This window comes from Flavobacterium sp., assembly GCF_027533505.1.
GTDB lineage: Bacteria > Bacteroidota > Bacteroidia > Flavobacteriales > Flavobacteriaceae > Flavobacterium.
Genome location: NZ_JAPZUB010000041.1, coordinates 87,408 through 105,883, shown reverse-complemented (window position 1 = coordinate 105,883; position 18,476 = coordinate 87,408). Strand labels below are relative to the sequence as shown.

Below are 18,476 nucleotides of genomic sequence, written 5' to 3'. Positions count from 1 at the left end.
TGTTGAAACGTACTGCAATCTCAACTTTAAACTTCGCATTGTACTTATAGTTAGACAAGTTATGCAAGTATAAATTACGCAATACCATATCCACAATTACTTGTGTTCCTGGGATTTCAGAATCATCCGCAGGGTTTACTTGGGTTACACGGTAACGATACCCTTGTGCACCCGAAACCAAACTCGAGTATACAATGCCTCCGAAGGCAACTTCAGTACCGCAAACCGCAGTAGGAATAGCACTCACAATAGGCGTACAACCTCCTGGTAAACCTAAGTTATCGATGTTACCATTACAGTCGTTATCGATACCATCGTAACATACATCAACCGCACCCGGACGAATAGAAGCATTCGCATCGTTACAGTCGGTGTTGAAGGTTGAATAACCCGCAATCGGGAAACATGAGTTGAATGCAACCGCACCTGCTCCAAAACCATCATTATCGGCATCCAAATAATAGGGCTGATTTGAGAGAATAGTAATCGTAGCAGCACCCGAATTACCCGTACCCACTAAGGCATTAGCATCAGTAACCGAAACTAAGGTATAGGTTGTAGTGGCCGTTGGAGAAACTACGATATTCGTTCCTGAAACGTAATTGGTTTCTGTAAAGTTGGTCGTTCCATCGGTATAAACCAACGTGTAAGGACTTTTACCTCCAGTAATATTTACAGCAATAACTGCACTATCACCATCACATACTGAAGTTGTTCCATTGATCACAGAAGCAGTTGGTGGCGTTGGATCAGTGGCTATTCCTATAACGGTAACATCATCCAATCGGAAAGAACCTGTACTAGAAGCAGCTCCTGCCCCTAAATCGGCACGTTGGGTTCCGTAGGGATAGATTCTGAAAACTACTGACTCGGTTTCAAAATCTGGAAAATTCCAAGTAGCAACGGAACCAGAAGTTGGTGTTAAAGGCGCTGCACCCCACGTAGTGAAGGTCGCAAAACCATCGGTACTATAACGCACTTCTATTTGATTAGGAGCTGTGTTACTTGCTTGTCTAAAAAATGACAACGCTTGAACATTTAACACTTTTCCTGAATTAGCGGTAATAGAAAACTCGATGTAAGAGTTTGAATTTACAGTAGCTGTTGCATTCAAAGTATTTGAATTAAACACGTTTGCAGCGTTAGTACAAGTAATTGTACTGCGGGTCAAAGGGGTACCTGTTGCATTACTTGAAACCACGGGAACATTTCCGTTTGTAGGACAAGCAGCTGCACCCGAAAACTGATTCAAATACAATACTGGCTGTGTAATGTTGGCACTCAAACCTGAGGGTTGTGTTAAGGTATAATTTCCAGCATCAGTTCCCGCCAAAGTAGCCGTAGATGTCACTGGAATAGCGGTTCCTTGTGCCGCAGAAGCAAATACTCCTGTTCCCACTAAAGTTACATTATCCCCCGAAACAACACCTGTAAGCGTTCCTGTTATGGTCGCTGCAGTGGTACCATCAAAAGGTTTGTTTTGTGCTACAGCGCCAGTAATCGTTAGATTTTTAGCCGTAATAGAGGCGGTTAATCCAGACAATGGAGTGACAACATAGTTACTAGCATCCGCTCCGTTTAAGGTTAGGACTACGGTTACCGGTTTTGCAACCCCCACTACTTTGTTAGCGAAAGTTGCCGTAGCGGTAAATGAAACTACATCGGTGTTGAAAATTCCATCCAAAAGTCCGCCAGTGGTAGTGGCTACAACGTTTCCATTATATTCTTTATCATTCACCGTAAGCCCATTCACCGTAAGCGTTTTGGGGGCCACAGTGAGTACTAATGACGCGGTACCAGAACCTCCCCCATTTGTAGCTTCCAAGGTGATGGTATAATTGCCCGGAACAGCAGTTATGGTTCCTGAAATAACGCCACTAACCGTATCAACAGTTAGACCTGCTGGTAAATTCAAGGCATTGAATGACGTAGGTGCATTAGAAGCAGTGATTGTATAACTGAAAGCCGTTCCGTAAGTCCCATTGGCAGTCAAAGCACTAGTGATTACAGGGGTAGGCTCAGAGGTAATATCAGCAACCAAACCGGCGGGTTGTGTTAAACTGTAATTCGAAGAGGCGCTTCCTGAAAGGGCATACCCTGATACCGTAACAGGAATATCAGTTCCAACGGCTGAGGATGTGAAGGTAGCCACAGGAGTACCGCCTAAAACAACATTTGCTTCATCACCAGTAACCACACCTACCAAAGAAGGCGTTCCTGTGATTGTCGCGTTGGTATTTCCGTCAAAAAGTTTGTTGGCAATAGTTATACCCGTGATGGTTAAATTCTTAGCCGTAACCGTACTGGAAGTTGTAGCCACATTGACAGGAGTTGCATTAGTACTCGTCAATACAATGTCTCCACTGTAAGGCGAACCCGCAACCGGAGCATTGGCGGCCAAACGAACATACACAGGCACATTGGTAATGTTGCCAATGGCACCAATCGTAGTAGTAGCACCAAATCCTAAACCAGAAGTAGCAGACACTTCAAACCCAGCTGGAGCAGTAACCGTAACGGCACTTTGTAAGAACGTCCCTGAAACGGTAAAAGACGTTTCAGAAGATGCCGTTCCATATTGGGTAGTTAGCGCGGCAGGAGTTCCAGTAACAGTGATCGAAGGAGCAGGTGCTAAGGAAGTGAAACCATTAAGTACAACGTTGGGCTGAACAGCAGCAGCGACTGTATCAAAACCACCTGTTCCTCCTGTAGCAGTTGCACCAGTCCCATACAATCTAAAAGTAGTTGTTCCTGTTAAATCTGAAACTCCAGAAATTGTAAGTGTGGTAAAATTTGAAGTATTGGATGTTGCCAATCCTGAAACAGAACCAATGTTGTTGGTAAAACCATCAACAGAGGAGCGTAGCGTTAAGCCATTAGGACCTGTGTTTGAACGATCCCAAATAAAGGATAAAGAAGTAGGAGTTACAATGTATCCTGAGGCTGGTGTCAATGTAAACTCAATGTAGTAATTGGAAGTAACCGCTTGTGAAAGTGTTGTTGCAATGCCTGTACTTGAATTTGGAGACCAATTATTACCCCCAAAACGATTTGGATTAGTCGCTGGACTTACAACATTCACAGCACTACCAGACAACGATAAACTTGAAGAACTTACGTTAGCATTATTGGCAACAGATGGCTCACTTCTTTCATCTCCAACATTACCTGTTGTATTCCATTGTAGCAACGCCACCACTGCTGGCGTAATATTCGCCGTTAATCCTGTAGGTTGTGTCAGTGTGTAATTAGGAGCATCAACACCCTCAAGGGTAGCAGTAGAAGTTACAGCGATGTTATTCCCAACAGCCGAAGAAGCAAATGTTCCTGTTCCGTTGAACGTTACCGTATCGCCACCAACTACGCCGTTCAAAGTTCCTGTAATAACGGCATTAGTATTGCCATCAAAAACTTTATTTTGAGCCGTAGCACCATTAACAGTCAATGGCTTTGTAGCGATCGATACTGTAACTCCCGTAGGTTGTGTTAACGTATAATTGCCCGCTTGTGCCCCATTTAATGTCAGCGCAAACGTAACAGGCTTGTTAGCCGCAGCAGTTTTTGTAGCTACAGAGGCCGTTCCGGTAAATGAAACAGCATCAGAACCAAAAACACCATTCAACGTTCCTCCTGTAAAAGCCACAGAAGTTAATCCATTGTATTCACGATCAACAGCCGCAATACCATCAACAGTTAACTCTTTTGCCGCTAGTGATAAGCTCAAAGTAGCCGTGCCATCACCACCAATGTTTGTGGCAACTAATCCAATGGAATAGGTACCAGGAGCTGCTGTGGGCGTACCACTAATTTCTCCAGTGGTTGTATTTACAGTTAAACCAGCAGGCAAATCAATCGCATTGAATGACGTTGGAGCGTTATCGGCTGTAATTTGATACGTAAACGAAGTTCCATAGGTAGCCGAAGCCGTCAAGGCACTGGTAATCGAAGGCACGGGTGACGAAGTAATGGTAATCGTACCATCGGCAGGAGTAAACGTATAATTAGTTGCAGTCAAGCCACTCACATTAGGTGTAATCGTTACCCCTGGGGTACCCGCTGGGGTTGTGTCTGTATAGGTAGTCGTATACGTTGCCGTTCCCGAAATAACCGATGCATTTTCACCATTGACAAATCCTGAAGCCGTATACGAGCCCGCTGCAATAACTGTCGCAACAGGGGTTCCAAAAGCGACGGATTGATTGTTGGCTGTTACCGTTAGTGTCGCTTTTGATACTGTACTAGAAATCGTAGCAACATTTTGTGTTGTCGCCCCTGTGCTAGTACATTCAATATTTCCTGAATATGGAGAACCAGCGACTGTTGCCGTTGAAGCAAGGCGCACATAAATCGTAGTCGAAGCTACATTACCTGAAGATGGAGTTATCGATAATGAAGTTGAAAAACCAGAACCTGAAGTAGTAGAGACCTGAAAACCACTAGGTGCAACAATATTTAAATCATTTGACAATCCAGATCCAGCCACAGTGAATGATGTTTCACTTGATGCAGTTCCATATACCGTACTTAATGCCGAAAGTGTACCAGTTGTTGTAATAGAAGCAGAACTTGTAGAAGTAACTGAAACGTTATCAATACTTATTTTCGGTCTACTTCCTGAAGTACCAGCAGCAGTACCATTATAATTATAAAACCGCAACTTAACGGCAGATTGATTGTTTAAAGCAGCTGGCAAGGCAATATTGATTGTTGCACTTCCTGCAACATTATTGGTGGCCACATAAGGTAAATTTGTACCTGTCAATTCAGCCCAATTTGTACCATCAATTGAATAATATACTTTCAATGAGGCAATTCGGTCACCTGTACCATTGTTGACTGTGGCTGCATTAAAACTTAAATTACCCGCATTTCTTCCTGAAAAATTTAAATTTAAATCCAATGCTACAGCATTGGAGTTGGATGTTGCACCTGTTGACAAAAACTGTATGTTTGTAGAACCATTTTGAACCCCACCTGAAGTTCCGCTAGTAAACGTAGCAGAACTTACTGTTGTTCTTGTAGCAACAGGTATTGTTCCTGTACTAAGCACTCCAACTGAGGACCAATTCGTACCCGTTGTTGGAGATATCCAGTTTGTAAAAGTTTCTGAATAATTACCAGACGACATTGGATAATACGTCTGCGCAATTGATTGCTTTGTAAATAAAAGTGTTACAAAACAAATCAGAATCTTAAACTTAAGACCTAAATGTAGATTTTTACACATAATTTTTTGATGTTTGATTTGCCACAAAATTAAAAACTAAAACCCTGAAAACCGACATTTTATGTTAGCTTTTTGTTAACATTAAGCTCCTCTTTCATTCGTCGGATAAATCGGTTTTTAGTCGGATTTTTTGGTTTTTTTTAATAAAAAAACTCCGCTATTTCTAACGGAGTTTTGGTGATGTAATTACGCTTGTCCTGTCGGCCCGAAATTCAACGGGACGGGAGGAACATCGGTCTCTTTGATGACACCATGAGCGGCTTCAAAACGATGAATGTTTTCGGCCATCGCATTTAAGAAACGTTTGGCATGTTGTGGAGTCAGTATAATTCTGGACTTCACTTTGGATTTAGGCACACCAGGCATGATGGTCACAAAATCCAATACAAACTCTGAGGGAGAATGATTGATGATGGCTAAATTGGAATAAATCCCTTCTGCCGTTTTCTCATCCAACTCGATGTTGATTTGTCCGGGTTGCAATTCTTCACTCATGACTAGTAAACGTATTCTTCTTTGTTGGCCATTAACTCATTGTAATCGTCTTTCGAACCAACAATGATATGATCGTAATCGCGCATACCGGTACCTGCTGGAATGCGGTGTCCTACAATAACGTTTTCTTTCAAACCTTCAAGGTTATCGACTTTACCTGCTACAGCCGCTTCATTCAATACTTTGGTCGTTTCCTGGAACGAAGCCGCCGAAATGAATGATTTGGTTTGCAACGAAGCACGCGTAATCCCTTGGAGTACTGGCGTAGCGGTGGCCATCACAGCATCACGAGCCACTACCAAGTTTTTATCATTGCGCTTCAACACAGAATTCTCATCGCGAAGATCACGTGGACTCACAATTTGTCCGGGTTTTAGATTTTCGGAATCGCCTGCATCTTCTACCACTTTCATCCCGTATAACTTATCGTTTTCGATCATGAAATCGCTGGTATGTACCAATTGCTCCTCCAAAAATAAGGTGTCTCCTGGATCTTCAATTTGTACTTTACGCATCATTTGACGAATCACCACTTCAAAGTGTTTGTCATTGATTTTTACCCCTTGTAAACGATACACTTCTTGGATTTCATTCACCAAATATTGTTGTACCGCAGAAGGTCCTTGAATACGTAAGATATCTTCAGGAGTAATGGCCCCATCCGACAATGGCATACCCGCTTTTACGAAGTCATTTTCTTGTACCAAAATTTGACTTGATAATTTCACTAAGTACTTACGGATTTCCCCAAATTTCGATTCGATGATAATCTCACGGTTACCGCGTTTGATTTTACCGAAAGAAACTACCCCGTCAATTTCAGAAACTACCGCTGGATTTGAAGGGTTACGCGCCTCTAACAACTCGGTAATACGTGGAAGACCTCCTGTAATATCGCCTGCTTTCGAAGAACGACGTGGAATCTTCACCAAGATTTTACCCGCTTTAATTTTCTCGCCATCTTCTACCATTAGGTGTGCTCCTACCGGTAGGTTGTACGAACGAATCAATTCGCCATCTTTTCCGTAAATCAATAAGGTTGGAATCAATTTCTTGTTTCTTCCTTCTGAAATTACTTTCTCTTGGAATCCGGTTTGTTCGTCGATTTCAACTTGGAACGTTTGTCCTTGTTCTAAATCTTCGTAAGCGATTTTACCTGTAAATTCAGATACAATCACCCCATTATATGGATCCCATTTACACAAAGTTGTTCCTTTTTCAACGACATCACCGTCTTTCACGAAAATACTCGATCCATAAGGAATGTTGTGTGTATTTAACACGATACCTGTAGTAGCATCGATTAATTTTAATTCGGTTGAACGTGAAATAACGATATCAACTTCATTTCCTTCTGTATCTTCCCCTTTGACGGTTTTTAAGTCTTCAATTTCAAGACGACCCCCAAAACGTGCTACAATCGATGATTCCTCAGAAACACCTCCTGCAACCCCTCCAACGTGGAAGGTACGAAGTGTCAACTGTGTACCAGGCTCCCCGATCGACTGTGCTGCAATAACTCCAACCGCCTCCCCTTTTTGGGTCATTTTACCGGTGGCTAAGTTTCTACCGTAACATTTAGCACAGATTCCTTTGGTAGCCTCACACGTTAATGGAGAACGCACCTCTACTCTTTCGATCGGTGATTCTTCGATTTCACGAACTACAGCTTCGGTGATTTCCTCTCCTGCAGCAATAATTACTTGGGAAGTCAATGGGTTCACTACATCTTGCAAGGTTACACGTCCTAAAATACGCTCCCCGAGTGTTTCCACTACTTCTTCGTTTTTCTTCAACGCTGTAACTTCAATACCGCGCAAGGTACCACAGTCAACTGAGTTCACAATTACATCTTGCGATACATCGTGTAGACGACGCGTTAAGTAACCCGCATCCGCTGTTTTCAACGCCGTATCGGCAAGACCTTTACGCGCACCGTGGGTAGAGATGAAGTATTCCAAAATCGAAAGACCTTCTTTAAAGTTGGAAAGAATCGGGTTTTCGATAATTTCTCCACCACCTGCTGTTGATTTTTTCGGCTTCGCCATCAAACCACGCATACCGGTTAACTGACGGATTTGCTCTTTCGAACCACGTGCTCCAGAATCCAACATCATATAAACCGAGTTGAACCCTTGTTGGTCTTCACGGATATTCTTCATGGCCAATTCGGTCAATAAAGCATTGGTTGAAGTCCATACGTCGATTACCTGATTGTAACGCTCGTTATTGGTGATAAGACCCATGTTATAGTTCATGGTAATACCATCTACTTGCTCGCGTGCATCGGCAATCAATTCGTCTTTTTTCTCAGGAACTTTAATATCCCCTAAAGAGAAGGATAAACCACCTTGGAAGGCGAATTTATACCCCATATCTTTAATATCATCCAAGAATGCAGCTGTAGTAGGTACATTCGTAGTGGCTAAGATTTTACCAATAATATCACGTAACGATTTTTTCGTCAAGACTTCATTGATATATCCGGCCGCTTCAGGCACCACTTCGTTGAACAATACACGTCCTGCAGTGGTTTGGATGATTTTGTATACCAATTCACCATTTTCGTTAAAATCTTTGGTTCTGATTTTAACACGTGCATTTAATTCTAAGCGGCCTTCATTCAAAGCAATGTTTACCTCTTGTGCCGAATAGAACGTTAAGCCTTCTCCTTTGATTGGCATCTCTGGAGTAGACAAACGTTCTTTTGTCATATAATACAGACCCAATACCATGTCCTGAGAAGGAACGGTAATTGGCGCACCATTAGCAGGGTTCAAGATATTGTGAGAAGCCAACATTAACAATTGTGCTTCCAAAATCGCTTCTGGTCCTAATGGCAAGTGAACCGCCATCTGGTCCCCGTCAAAGTCGGCATTAAACGCCGTACAGGTTAAAGGGTGTAACTGAATTGCTTTACCTTCAATTAACTTAGGTTGAAACGCTTGGATACCCAAACGGTGCAAGGTAGGAGCACGGTTCAGTAATACAGGGTGACCTTTGATTACATTTTCAAGGATATCCCATACAACAGGCTCTTTTTTATCGATGATTTTCTTAGCTGATTTTACAGTTTTAACGATTCCACGCTCAATCAACTTGCGGATAACGAAGGGTTTGTACAATTCAGCTGCCATATCTTTTGGCAAACCACATTCATACATTTTCAATTCAGGTCCAACGACAATTACCGAACGCGCTGAATAATCCACACGTTTACCCAATAAGTTTTGACGGAAACGACCTTGTTTCCCTTTCAATGAATCTGAAAGTGATTTTAAAGGACGATTCGATTCCGTTTTAACAGCAGACGCTTTACGTGTATTATCGAATAAGGAATCCACGGCCTCTTGCAGCATACGTTTTTCATTACGTAAGATGACCTCTGGCGCTTTGATTTCCATCAATCGTTTTAAACGGTTGTTACGGATAATCACACGACGGTACAAGTCATTCAAATCGGAAGTTGCAAAACGACCTCCATCGAGTGGCACCAACGGACGTAATTCGGGTGGGATAACTGGAATTACTTTCAAGATCATCCATTCAGGACGGTTCTCGCGGTTCAAGTTGGAATCACGGAAAGACTCTACTACTTGAAGACGTTTTAACGCTTCTGTTTTACGTTGTTTTGACGTTTCGTTGTTGGCCGAGTGACGTAATTCATAGGATAATGCATCTAAATCGGTACGCGCTAACAAGTCCATAATACATTCAGCACCCATTTTGGCGATGAATTTATTGGGATCGGTATCGTCTAAATATTGATTTTCCATCGGAAGGGTATCCAAAATATTCAAATACTCTTCTTCCGTTAAGAAATCTAATTTTTGTAACGGTTCCCCATCTACATTTTTAGCGATACCGGCTTGAATGACCACATAACGCTCGTAGTAGATGATCATATCCAACTTTTTGGAAGGTAATCCAAGGATATAACCAATTTTGTTGGGTAAGGAACGGAAATACCAAATGTGTGCAATAGGCACTACTAAATTGATATGTCCCACACGGTCGCGACGTACTTTCTTTTCAGTCACTTCCACCCCACAACGGTCACATACAATCCCTTTGTAACGGATGCGTTTGTATTTTCCACAAGCACATTCGAAATCCTTTACAGGTCCGAAGATACGCTCACAGAATAACCCGTCACGTTCGGGTTTGTGTGTACGATAATTGATGGTTTCAGGTTTTAAAACCTCACCTCTTGATTCTGCCAAAATTGACTCTGGAGACGCTAGTCCGATCGTAATTTTGTCGAATCTTTTAATGGTATTTTTATCTTTATTTCTGTTGTTCATCTTAGTCGTTTTTAAAATAGTTACAGTTAACGGGGCCGATCCTTCTCAGCATCGGCCTTCCGGTACTGATATTATTCTTCTAATCGGATATCTAATCCAAGACCTTTCAATTCATGCATTAATACATTGAATGATTCCGGTAATCCTGGTTCTGGCATCGCTTCACCTTTAACGATAGCTTCGTAAGTTTTAGCTCTACCAATAACGTCATCCGATTTAACCGTCAAGATTTCACGTAAGGTACTTGATGCACCGTAGGCTTCAAGTGCCCAAACCTCCATCTCTCCAAAACGCTGACCTCCGAATTGAGCTTTACCTCCTAACGGTTGTTGCGTAATCAAGGAGTATGGACCGATTGAACGTGCGTGCATTTTGTCATCCACCATGTGACCTAATTTTAGCATGTAGATTACCCCTACCGTCGCCGGTTGGTGGAAACGTTCTCCTGTACCTCCATCATACAAATAGGTATGACCGAAACGTGGGATGCCTGCTTCATCTGTTAATGCATTAATTTGGTCTAACGTTGCACCGTCAAAAATTGGGGTTGCAAATTTCTTCCCTAATTTTAATCCAGCCCAACCCAATACGGTTTCATAAATCTGGCCGATGTTCATACGCGAAGGTACCCCTAGTGGGTTCAATACGATATCCACTGGTGTTCCATCTTCTAAGAATGGCATATCTTCTTGGCGAACAATACGCGCTACGATACCTTTGTTCCCGTGGCGACCTGCCATTTTATCTCCCACTTTCAATTTACGTTTTTTCGCGATATACACCTTAGCCAATTTCAAGATACCCGCTGGTAACTCGTCACCTACTGTAATGGTAAATTTCTCACGACGTAACGCTCCTTGAAGGTCGTTTAATTTGATTTTGTAATTGTGGATTAAGTCATTAACCAAACGGTTGGTGTCTTCATCCGCAACCCATTGACCTTTGGTTAAGTGGGCAAAATCTTCCACAGCTTGAAGCATTTTCTTGGTGTATTTTTTACCTTTTGGCAATACTTCTTCGCCTAAATCATTCATTACCCCTTGAGATGTTTTACCATCTACGATAGCGAATAATTTTTCAACCAATTTATCTTTCAATTCCACGAAACGCACTTCAAATTCCATTTCTAGTGCCGTCAAATCATCTTTATCTTTCGTACGTTTACGTTTATCTTTTACCGCACGAGCGAATAATTTTTTATCTAAAACAACACCACTTAATGATGGGGAAGCTTTTAATGAAGCATCTTTTACATCACCGGCTTTATCCCCAAAAATCGCGCGAAGTAATTTTTCTTCTGGTGTTGGATCGGATTCTCCTTTAGGCGTAATCTTACCAATCAAAATATCACCAGGCTTCACTTCAGCACCGATACGAATCATACCGTTTTCGTCCAAATCTTTCGTTGCTTCTTCCGAAACGTTAGGAATATCATTGGTTAATTCTTCGTTACCTAATTTGGTATCACGAACTTCCAACGAATAATCATCAATATGGATAGAGGTAAAGATATCGTCACGAACTACTTTTTCAGAAATTACAATCGCATCCTCGAAGTTGTATCCCTTCCATGGCATAAACGCCACTTTCAAGTTACGTCCGATGGCTAATTCTCCAGCTTGTGTTGCATATCCTTCACAAAGTACTTGCCCTTTTACAACGCGATCGCCTTTACGAACAATCGGCTTCAAGTTGATACAGGTACTTTGGTTCGTTTTTCTAAATTTAATTAACTGATACGTTTTCTCATCGGTATCAAAACTTACCATACGCTCTTCTTCTGTACGGTCGTATTTGATCGTGATTTTGTCGGCATCCACATACTCTACCACACCATTGCCTTCAGCATTGATCAATACACGAGAATCTGAGGCAACTTGACGCTCTAGACCGGTACCGACAATGGGGGATTCAGGACGTAAAAGTGGTACGGCCTGACGCATCATATTGGATCCCATCAACGCACGGTTCGCGTCATCGTGCTCCAAAAACGGAATCAACGAAGCCGAAATCGAGGCAATTTGGTTCGGCGCAACATCGGTATAATGAACAGCGGTTGGTTCTACTACAGGGAAGTCACCCTCTTCACGAGCAATAACTTTTTCAGCAGTAATAGTACCATTATCGTTCATATCGATATTGGCTTGTGCAATCAATTTACCTTCTTCCTCTTCGGCACTCAAATAAATTGGCTCAGAAACTAAATCAACTTTCCCGTTTTCTACTTTGCGATAAGGAGTCTCAATGAATCCCATACCATTCACTTTGGCAAAAACACCTAACGAAGAAATCAAACCGATGTTTGGTCCCTCCGGGGTTTCGATCGGACATAAACGGCCGTAGTGCGTATAGTGAACGTCACGAACCTCGAAACCAGCACGCTCTCTCGAAAGACCACCAGGACCTAAGGCCGATAAACGACGTTTGTGCGTAATCTCTGCCAATGGATTGGTTTGATCCATAAACTGAGATAACTGATTCGTTCCAAAGAATGAGTTAATGACTGAAGATAAGGTTTTAGCATTAATCAAGTCGATGGGCGTAAACACCTCGTTATCACGCACATTCATACGCTCACGAATTGTTCTGGCCATACGTGCTAGACCAACACCAAATTGTTGTGAAAGTTGTTCCCCAACGGTACGCACACGACGGTTGGACAAGTGGTCGATATCATCAATCTCCGCTTTGGAGTTGATTAATTCGATCAAATATTTCACGATGGTGATGATATCCTCTTTGGTAAGCACTTGCTTTTCCATTGGGATATCTAAGTTTAATTTTTTGTTCATACGGTAACGACCAACTTCACCTAAGTTGTAGCGTTGATCCGAGAAGAACAATTTATCGATAATACCACGAGCCGTTTCTTCATCAGGTGGTTCAGCATTTCGCAACTGACGGTAGATATGCTCCACGGCTTCTTTTTCAGAGTTGGTGGGGTCTTTTTGTAACGTATTGTGGATAATCGCGTAATCCGCTTGATTGTTATCCTCTTTATGAAGTAAAATCGATTTTACATTGGCATCGATAATTTCTTCAATATTGTCTTTATCCAAAATCGTATCACGATCCAAGATAATTTCGTTACGTTCAATAGACACTACTTCACCGGTATCTTCATCTACGAAGTCTTCATGCCAAGTGTTCAAAACACGAGCGGCTAATTTACGACCTGCGTATTTTTTCAATCCGGTTTTGGAAACTTTGATTTCTTCAGCAAGGTCGAAGATTTCCAAAATATCTTTATCGCGTTCAAATCCAATGGCACGGAATAAAGTAGTTACCGGTAACTTTTTCTTACGATCGATGTAGGCGTACATCACGTTATTGATATCGGTAGCAAACTCAATCCATGACCCTTTGAAAGGAATTACACGAGCAGAATATAATTTTGTTCCGTTAGCATGGAACGATTGTCCAAAGAACACTCCAGGTGAACGGTGTAATTGCGATACAACTACACGCTCAGCGCCGTTAATTACAAAAGTACCACTAGGGGTCATGTAGGGAATAGTTCCTAAATACACATCCTGTACGATGGTTTCGAAATCTTCGTGTTCTGGATCGGTACAGTAGAGTTTTAAACGGGCTTTCAGAGGCACGCTATAGGTTAGACCTCTTTCAATACACTCTTGGATGGTGTAACGCGGTGGATCCACGAAATAATCGAGGAATTCCAACACAAATTGATTTCTGGTATCAGTGATTGGAAAGTTTTCCATGAAGGTGTTGTAGAGCCCTTCGTTACCTCTTTCGTCAGATTTCGTTTCTAATTGGAAGAAATCTTTGAACGACTTAATTTGAACATCCAAGAAATCGGGATACTGTGGAATGTTCTTCGTCGAGGCAAAATTCAATCTTTCAGTCTGATTAGTTATCATCAATGGACAAAATTTTGATTTTTAAAAAAAGTACTTTTTTGTGTAAAACACGTTGATTTTGTAACTTTTCTTGAGTAAAATAACCGTTACATCTTTTAAAATAAACCAAGAAAACCGTTTATTTCTTTCTTCGTAATGGCTATAGTTTGTATAGAATTTGAATGTGAATATGCACACTCAAAAAAAGATAAATTTATTATACGAAAAAGGGTTTAGGCCGCTGAGCGCTTACTCAGGACCTAAACCTAGTTCTTAAACCGTAAAAGAATTATTTCAATTCAACTACAGCTCCAGCTTCTTCTAAAGCTTTTTTCAAGCCTTCAGCTTCTGCTTTAGAAACCGCTTCTTTGATGTTAGATGGAGCTCCGTCTACGATATCTTTCGCTTCTTTAAGACCCAATCCAGTTAATTCTTTAACTGCTTTAACTACAGCTAATTTAGAAGCACCAGCATCTTTCAATACTACGGTGAATTCTGTTTGCTCTTCAGCAGCATCAGCAGCACCTCCACCAGCAGCAACGACTACTGCAGCAGCAGCAGGCTCGATACCGTACTCCTCTTTTAAGATTGTAGCTAAATCGTTAACTTCTTTAACGGTCAAGTTAACTAATTGTTCTGCGAATTGTTTCAAATCTGCCATTTTTTCTATCGTTTAAAATGTTTTTAAATTTATTTTATTTATTAAGTGCGTTCAATTATTCTGCTGCTTCGCCTTTTTGCTCTGCATTGTTTAACAAAGCAGAAAGTACGCGTTTTGCAGGAGATTGAAGTAATCCGATGATTTCTCCAATAACTTCTTCTTTCGATTTTAACGCTGCTAATGAATCCAACTGGTTATCACCGATGTAGATTTCTTGGTTGATGTAAGCACCTTTTAAAAGAGGCTTATCCGACTTTTTACGGAAATCTTTGATGATTTTCGCAGGTTGATTCGCCACAGAAGCAATCAAAATTGAAGAGTTCCCTTTTAGGATGGTTGGTAATTCACCGTACTCGTTTTCAGAAGCTTCCATTGCTTTCTCCAACAAGGTGTTTTTTACCACTTCTAATTTGATTCCTGCTTTAAAACAAGCTCTGCGTAAGTTAGATGTTGTTTCAGCATCTAAACCTGACGTATCTGCAATGTAAAGGATGTTCGCCTCTGCTAATTTTGCAGTTAAGTCTTTTATCGCGATTGATTTTTCTTCTCTAGTCATAATAAAACTTTTTAACTACCCAATTAAACTGCTTTAGGATCTAAAGCAATAGCAGGACTCATTGTACTAGACAAGTGGATAGACTTGATATAAGTACCTTTAGCTGCAGTTGGTTTTAATTTGATTAATGTTTGAATAATTTCGTGAGCGTTATCGACAATCTTGTCTGCATCGAAAGATACTTTTCCGATACCAGCGTGTACGATACCTGTTTTATCTACTTTAAAGTCGATTTTACCTGCCTTCACTTCTTGTACAGCTTTCCCTACTTCCATAGTTACTGTACCTGTTTTAGGGTTAGGCATCAAACCACGAGGACCTAAAATACGACCCAATGGACCTAATTTACCCATCACTGCTGGCATGGTAATGATCACATCCACATCGGTCCAACCGTCTTTAATTTTTTGAAGAAATTCATCTAAACCCACGTAATCAGCACCTGCTGCTTTTGCCTCTGCTTCTTTATCTGGAGTAACCAAAGCTAATACACGTACATCTTTACCGGTTCCGTGTGGTAAGGTAACTACACCACGAACCATTTGATTTGCTTTTCGAGGATCAACGCCCAAACGAACAGCAATATCTACCGACTCATCAAATTTTGCATAAGAAACCTGCTTCAATAAAGCAGACGCATCTTTCAAAGAATACAATTTATTCTTCTCGATTTTAGAGGCAGCTTCTTTTTGTTTTTTCGTCAATTTTGCCATAACTCATTATTTTTTTAGCGGAGAATCCCCGGTTACGGTAATACCCATTGAACGAGCAGTACCGGCAATCATACTCATTGCTGATTCAATCGTAAACGAATTCAAATCAGGCATTTTGTCTTCGGCGATCGTTTTGATTTGATCCCAAGAGACATTAGCTACTTTCTTACGGTTCGGTTGCCCTGAACCCGATTTAATTTTAGCAGCATCCATTAATTGCACCGCAGCTGGAGGAGTTTTGACGACAAAATCAAACGATTTGTCTTTGTACACTGTAATTTGTACAGGTAATACTTTGCCGGGTTGATCTTGAGTTCGCGCATTAAATTGCTTACAAAACTCCATGATGTTAACCCCAGCAGCTCCCAAAGCAGGTCCAACCGGTGGCGAAGGATTCGCAGCACCTCCCTTAACTTGTAGTTTAACTACTTTACTAATTTCTTTTGCCATTTTTTACAAAATTTAGCACATCTAACAGTTGGAAGCGTAGATGTAGGATTATAATTAATTGTGATTATACTTTTTCAACTTGCATAAAACTCAATTCTAACGGTGTCTTTCTACCGAAAATTTTCACCATCACTTCAAGTTTACGCTTTTCTTCATTGATCTTCTCAATCGTTCCGTTAAAACCATTGAAAGGACCATCGACCACTTTTACCGTCTCTCCTGTTTTGTAAGGAATAGATTGGGTATCCACATTAATCGCCAATTCATCAACTTTACCAAGCATTCGATTGACCTCAGATTGACGAAGGGGCACAGGATCACCACCTTTAACTTCCCCCAAAAAACCAATTACACCTGTAATCGATTTGATGATATGTGGAATTTCACCCGTTAAATTGGCTTCGATCATCACGTATCCTGGAAAATAAACACGGTCTTTAGATATTTTTTTCCCATCACGGATTTGAACTACCTTTTCGGTAGGTACCAAAACCTGGGAAATATAATCCGCCATGCCTAAACGGTTAATCTCAGTCTCAATATAGTTTTTAACTTTATTTTCCTGTCCGCTTACTGCACGTACTACATACCATTTTTTCACACTCGTATCAGCCATTTTACTAACGTGTATTATCCTTTAATTAAATTGAAAAAACCAGTAATGGCACGAGAACACAATTCGTCCACGCCCCAAGTAGCCAAAGCAAAAATTACAGAGAACAACGCCACGATAACGGTGAACTTTTGTACTTCTGCCCATTCTGGCCAAGTTACATTGGTTTTCAACTCCTCAAAAGACTCCGAAAAATATTGAAATACTTTCATCGTATTATTTCTTATTTGCACGGGTGGAGGGATTCGAACCCCCATCAACGGTTTTGGAGACCGCTATTCTACCCTTGAACTACACCCGTTTCATTAAAAACCAGCAGAGTAATCCGTAGACACTCTGCTGGCTATATCCTTTAATTCGTTAGAATTAGTCTAAGATTTCAGTAACCTGACCTGCTCCTACTGTACGACCACCCTCACGGATAGCGAAACGTAAACCTACGTTAAGAGCGATTGGGCTCAACAAATCAACAGTGATTGTCAAGTTATCCCCAGGCATTACCATCTCTACACCAGCAGGTAAAGAAATAGTACCTGTTACGTCAGTTGTACGTACATAGAACTGTGGACGGTAGTTATTGTGGAATGGAGTGTGACGTCCACCTTCTTCTTTTTTCAAGATATACACCTCAGCTTTGAATTTAGCATGTGGCTTCACGGAACCTGGCTTACAAATAACCATACCGCGACGGATATCTGCTTTGTCAATACCACGTAACAACAAACCTACGTTGTCACCCGCTTCACCGCGGTCAAGGATTTTACGGAACATCTCAACCCCTGTAATGGTAGAAGTCAATTTGTCAGCACCCATACCGATGATTTCAACTGGATCACCTGTGTTAGCAACACCTGTTTCAATACGTCCTGTAGCTACAGTTCCACGACCTGTAATCGTGAATACGTCCTCCACAGGCATCAAGAATGGCTTCGCATTGTCACGAACTGGTTCTTCAATCCAAGAGTCAACAGCTTCCATCAATTCAAGAATTTTTGGAACCCAGTTTGGATCTCCGTTCAATCCACCTAAAGCAGAACCTTGAACTACTGGACCATTGTCTCCATCATACTCATAGAAAGACAATAAGTCACGGATTTCCATTTCAACCAACTCTAATAATTCCGCATCATCAACCATGTCCACTTTGTTCATGAACACAACGATTCTTGGAATACCTACCTGACGTCCTAAAAGGATGTGCTCACGTGTTTGTGGCATTGGTCCATCAGTAGCAGCTACAACCAAAATTGCACCGTCCATCTGAGCAGCACCAGTAACCATGTTCTTTACGTAATCCGCGTGACCTGGACAGTCAACGTGAGCGTAGTGACGGTTAGCAGTTTCATATTCTACGTGAGAAGTGTTGATTGTAATACCTCTTTCTTTTTCCTCTGGAGCATTGTCAATCTGGTCGAAAGATTTTGCTTGACAGTAACCAGCATCTGCTAATACTTTAGTGATTGCAGCAGTCAATGTAGTTTTACCGTGGTCAACGTGACCAATCGTACCAATATTAAGGTGTGGCTTGGTACGACTAAAATTTTCTTTTGCCATTTTAATTAATTTTTAAACTTAGTTATATTTATTAGTGTTC

General features: G+C 41.3%; 11 protein-coding genes and 1 tRNA gene. All 12 read right to left on the bottom strand.

What is annotated here, in order from left to right; translation table 11 throughout:
* Positions 1–4,939, bottom strand: a 4,939-nt coding sequence (locus tag O9316_RS09695) for a YDG domain-containing protein (RefSeq protein WP_298203925.1), incomplete at its 3' end; no start/stop codon positions are given.
* 474 nt (positions 4,940–5,413) lie between these two features.
* Complete coding sequence (locus O9316_RS09690; protein ID WP_288041360.1) at positions 5,414–5,722, bottom strand: DUF3467 domain-containing protein; 309 nt, start codon at positions 5,720–5,722, stop codon at positions 5,414–5,416.
* A gap of 2 nt (positions 5,723–5,724) precedes the next feature.
* A complete protein-coding gene (gene rpoC, locus O9316_RS09685; protein ID WP_288041361.1) occupies positions 5,725–10,026 on the bottom strand; it encodes a DNA-directed RNA polymerase subunit beta' in 4,302 nt (1,433 codons plus the stop codon).
* A 71-nt stretch (positions 10,027–10,097) separates the two neighbouring features.
* Entirely contained in the window at positions 10,098–13,910 is a 3,813-nt protein-coding gene (rpoB, locus tag O9316_RS09680) for a DNA-directed RNA polymerase subunit beta (protein ID WP_298203924.1), read from the bottom strand.
* 268 nt (positions 13,911–14,178) lie between these two features.
* Positions 14,179–14,550 carry a 50S ribosomal protein L7/L12 gene (gene rplL, locus O9316_RS09675; RefSeq protein WP_287781354.1) on the bottom strand — a complete coding sequence of 124 codons (372 nt, stop codon included), beginning with the start codon at positions 14,548–14,550 and terminating at the stop codon, positions 14,179–14,181.
* A 55-nt stretch (positions 14,551–14,605) separates the two neighbouring features.
* Positions 14,606–15,106 carry a 50S ribosomal protein L10 gene (gene rplJ / locus O9316_RS09670; RefSeq protein ID WP_073364270.1) on the bottom strand — a complete coding sequence of 167 codons (501 nt, stop codon included), beginning with the start codon at positions 15,104–15,106 and terminating at the stop codon, positions 14,606–14,608.
* A 23-nt stretch (positions 15,107–15,129) separates the two neighbouring features.
* Positions 15,130–15,819 carry a 50S ribosomal protein L1 gene (gene rplA, locus O9316_RS09665; protein WP_073364267.1) on the bottom strand — a complete coding sequence of 230 codons (690 nt, stop codon included), beginning with the start codon at positions 15,817–15,819 and terminating at the stop codon, positions 15,130–15,132.
* A gap of 6 nt (positions 15,820–15,825) precedes the next feature.
* The gene (gene rplK, locus O9316_RS09660; RefSeq protein WP_073364265.1) at positions 15,826–16,269 is read right to left on the bottom strand and encodes a 50S ribosomal protein L11; all 444 of its coding nucleotides are present in this window, start codon (positions 16,267–16,269) and stop codon (positions 15,826–15,828) included.
* Positions 16,270–16,333: 64 nt separating this feature from the next.
* The gene (gene nusG / locus O9316_RS09655; RefSeq protein ID WP_073364262.1) at positions 16,334–16,885 is read right to left on the bottom strand and encodes a transcription termination/antitermination protein NusG; all 552 of its coding nucleotides are present in this window, start codon (positions 16,883–16,885) and stop codon (positions 16,334–16,336) included.
* A 14-nt stretch (positions 16,886–16,899) separates the two neighbouring features.
* On the bottom strand, positions 16,900–17,094 hold the full coding sequence (gene secE / locus O9316_RS09650; RefSeq protein ID WP_073364260.1) for a preprotein translocase subunit SecE: 195 nt from the start codon (positions 17,092–17,094) through the stop codon (positions 16,900–16,902).
* Positions 17,095–17,112: 18 nt separating this feature from the next.
* A tRNA-Trp gene (locus O9316_RS09645) sits at positions 17,113–17,183 on the bottom strand.
* A 65-nt stretch (positions 17,184–17,248) separates the two neighbouring features.
* Entirely contained in the window at positions 17,249–18,436 is a 1,188-nt protein-coding gene (gene tuf, locus O9316_RS09640) for an elongation factor Tu (protein ID WP_073364257.1), read from the bottom strand.
* Positions 18,437–18,476 lie beyond the last annotated feature (40 nt).

What these genes read in the sequence shown, in the direction of transcription:
- tuf (WP_073364257.1), bottom strand. Translation starts at nt 18,436, where the DNA reads ATGGCAAAAGAAAATTTTAGTCGTACCAAGCCACACCTTAATATTGGT.
- nusG (WP_073364262.1), bottom strand. Translation starts at nt 16,885, where the DNA reads ATGGCTGATACGAGTGTGAAAAAATGGTATGTAGTACGTGCAGTAAGC.
- rplK (WP_073364265.1), bottom strand. Translation starts at nt 16,269, where the DNA reads ATGGCAAAAGAAATTAGTAAAGTAGTTAAACTACAAGTTAAGGGAGGT.
- O9316_RS09690 (WP_288041360.1), bottom strand. Translation starts at nt 5,722, where the DNA reads ATGAGTGAAGAATTGCAACCCGGACAAATCAACATCGAGTTGGATGAG.
- rpoB (WP_298203924.1), bottom strand. Translation starts at nt 13,910, where the DNA reads ATGATAACTAATCAGACTGAAAGATTGAATTTTGCCTCGACGAAGAAC.
- rpoC (WP_288041361.1), bottom strand. Translation starts at nt 10,026, where the DNA reads ATGAACAACAGAAATAAAGATAAAAATACCATTAAAAGATTCGACAAA.
- rplJ (WP_073364270.1), bottom strand. Translation starts at nt 15,106, where the DNA reads ATGACTAGAGAAGAAAAATCAATCGCGATAAAAGACTTAACTGCAAAA.
- rplA (WP_073364267.1), bottom strand. Translation starts at nt 15,819, where the DNA reads ATGGCAAAATTGACGAAAAAACAAAAAGAAGCTGCCTCTAAAATCGAG.
- rplL (WP_287781354.1), bottom strand. Translation starts at nt 14,550, where the DNA reads ATGGCAGATTTGAAACAATTCGCAGAACAATTAGTTAACTTGACCGTT.
- secE (WP_073364260.1), bottom strand. Translation starts at nt 17,094, where the DNA reads ATGAAAGTATTTCAATATTTTTCGGAGTCTTTTGAGGAGTTGAAAACC.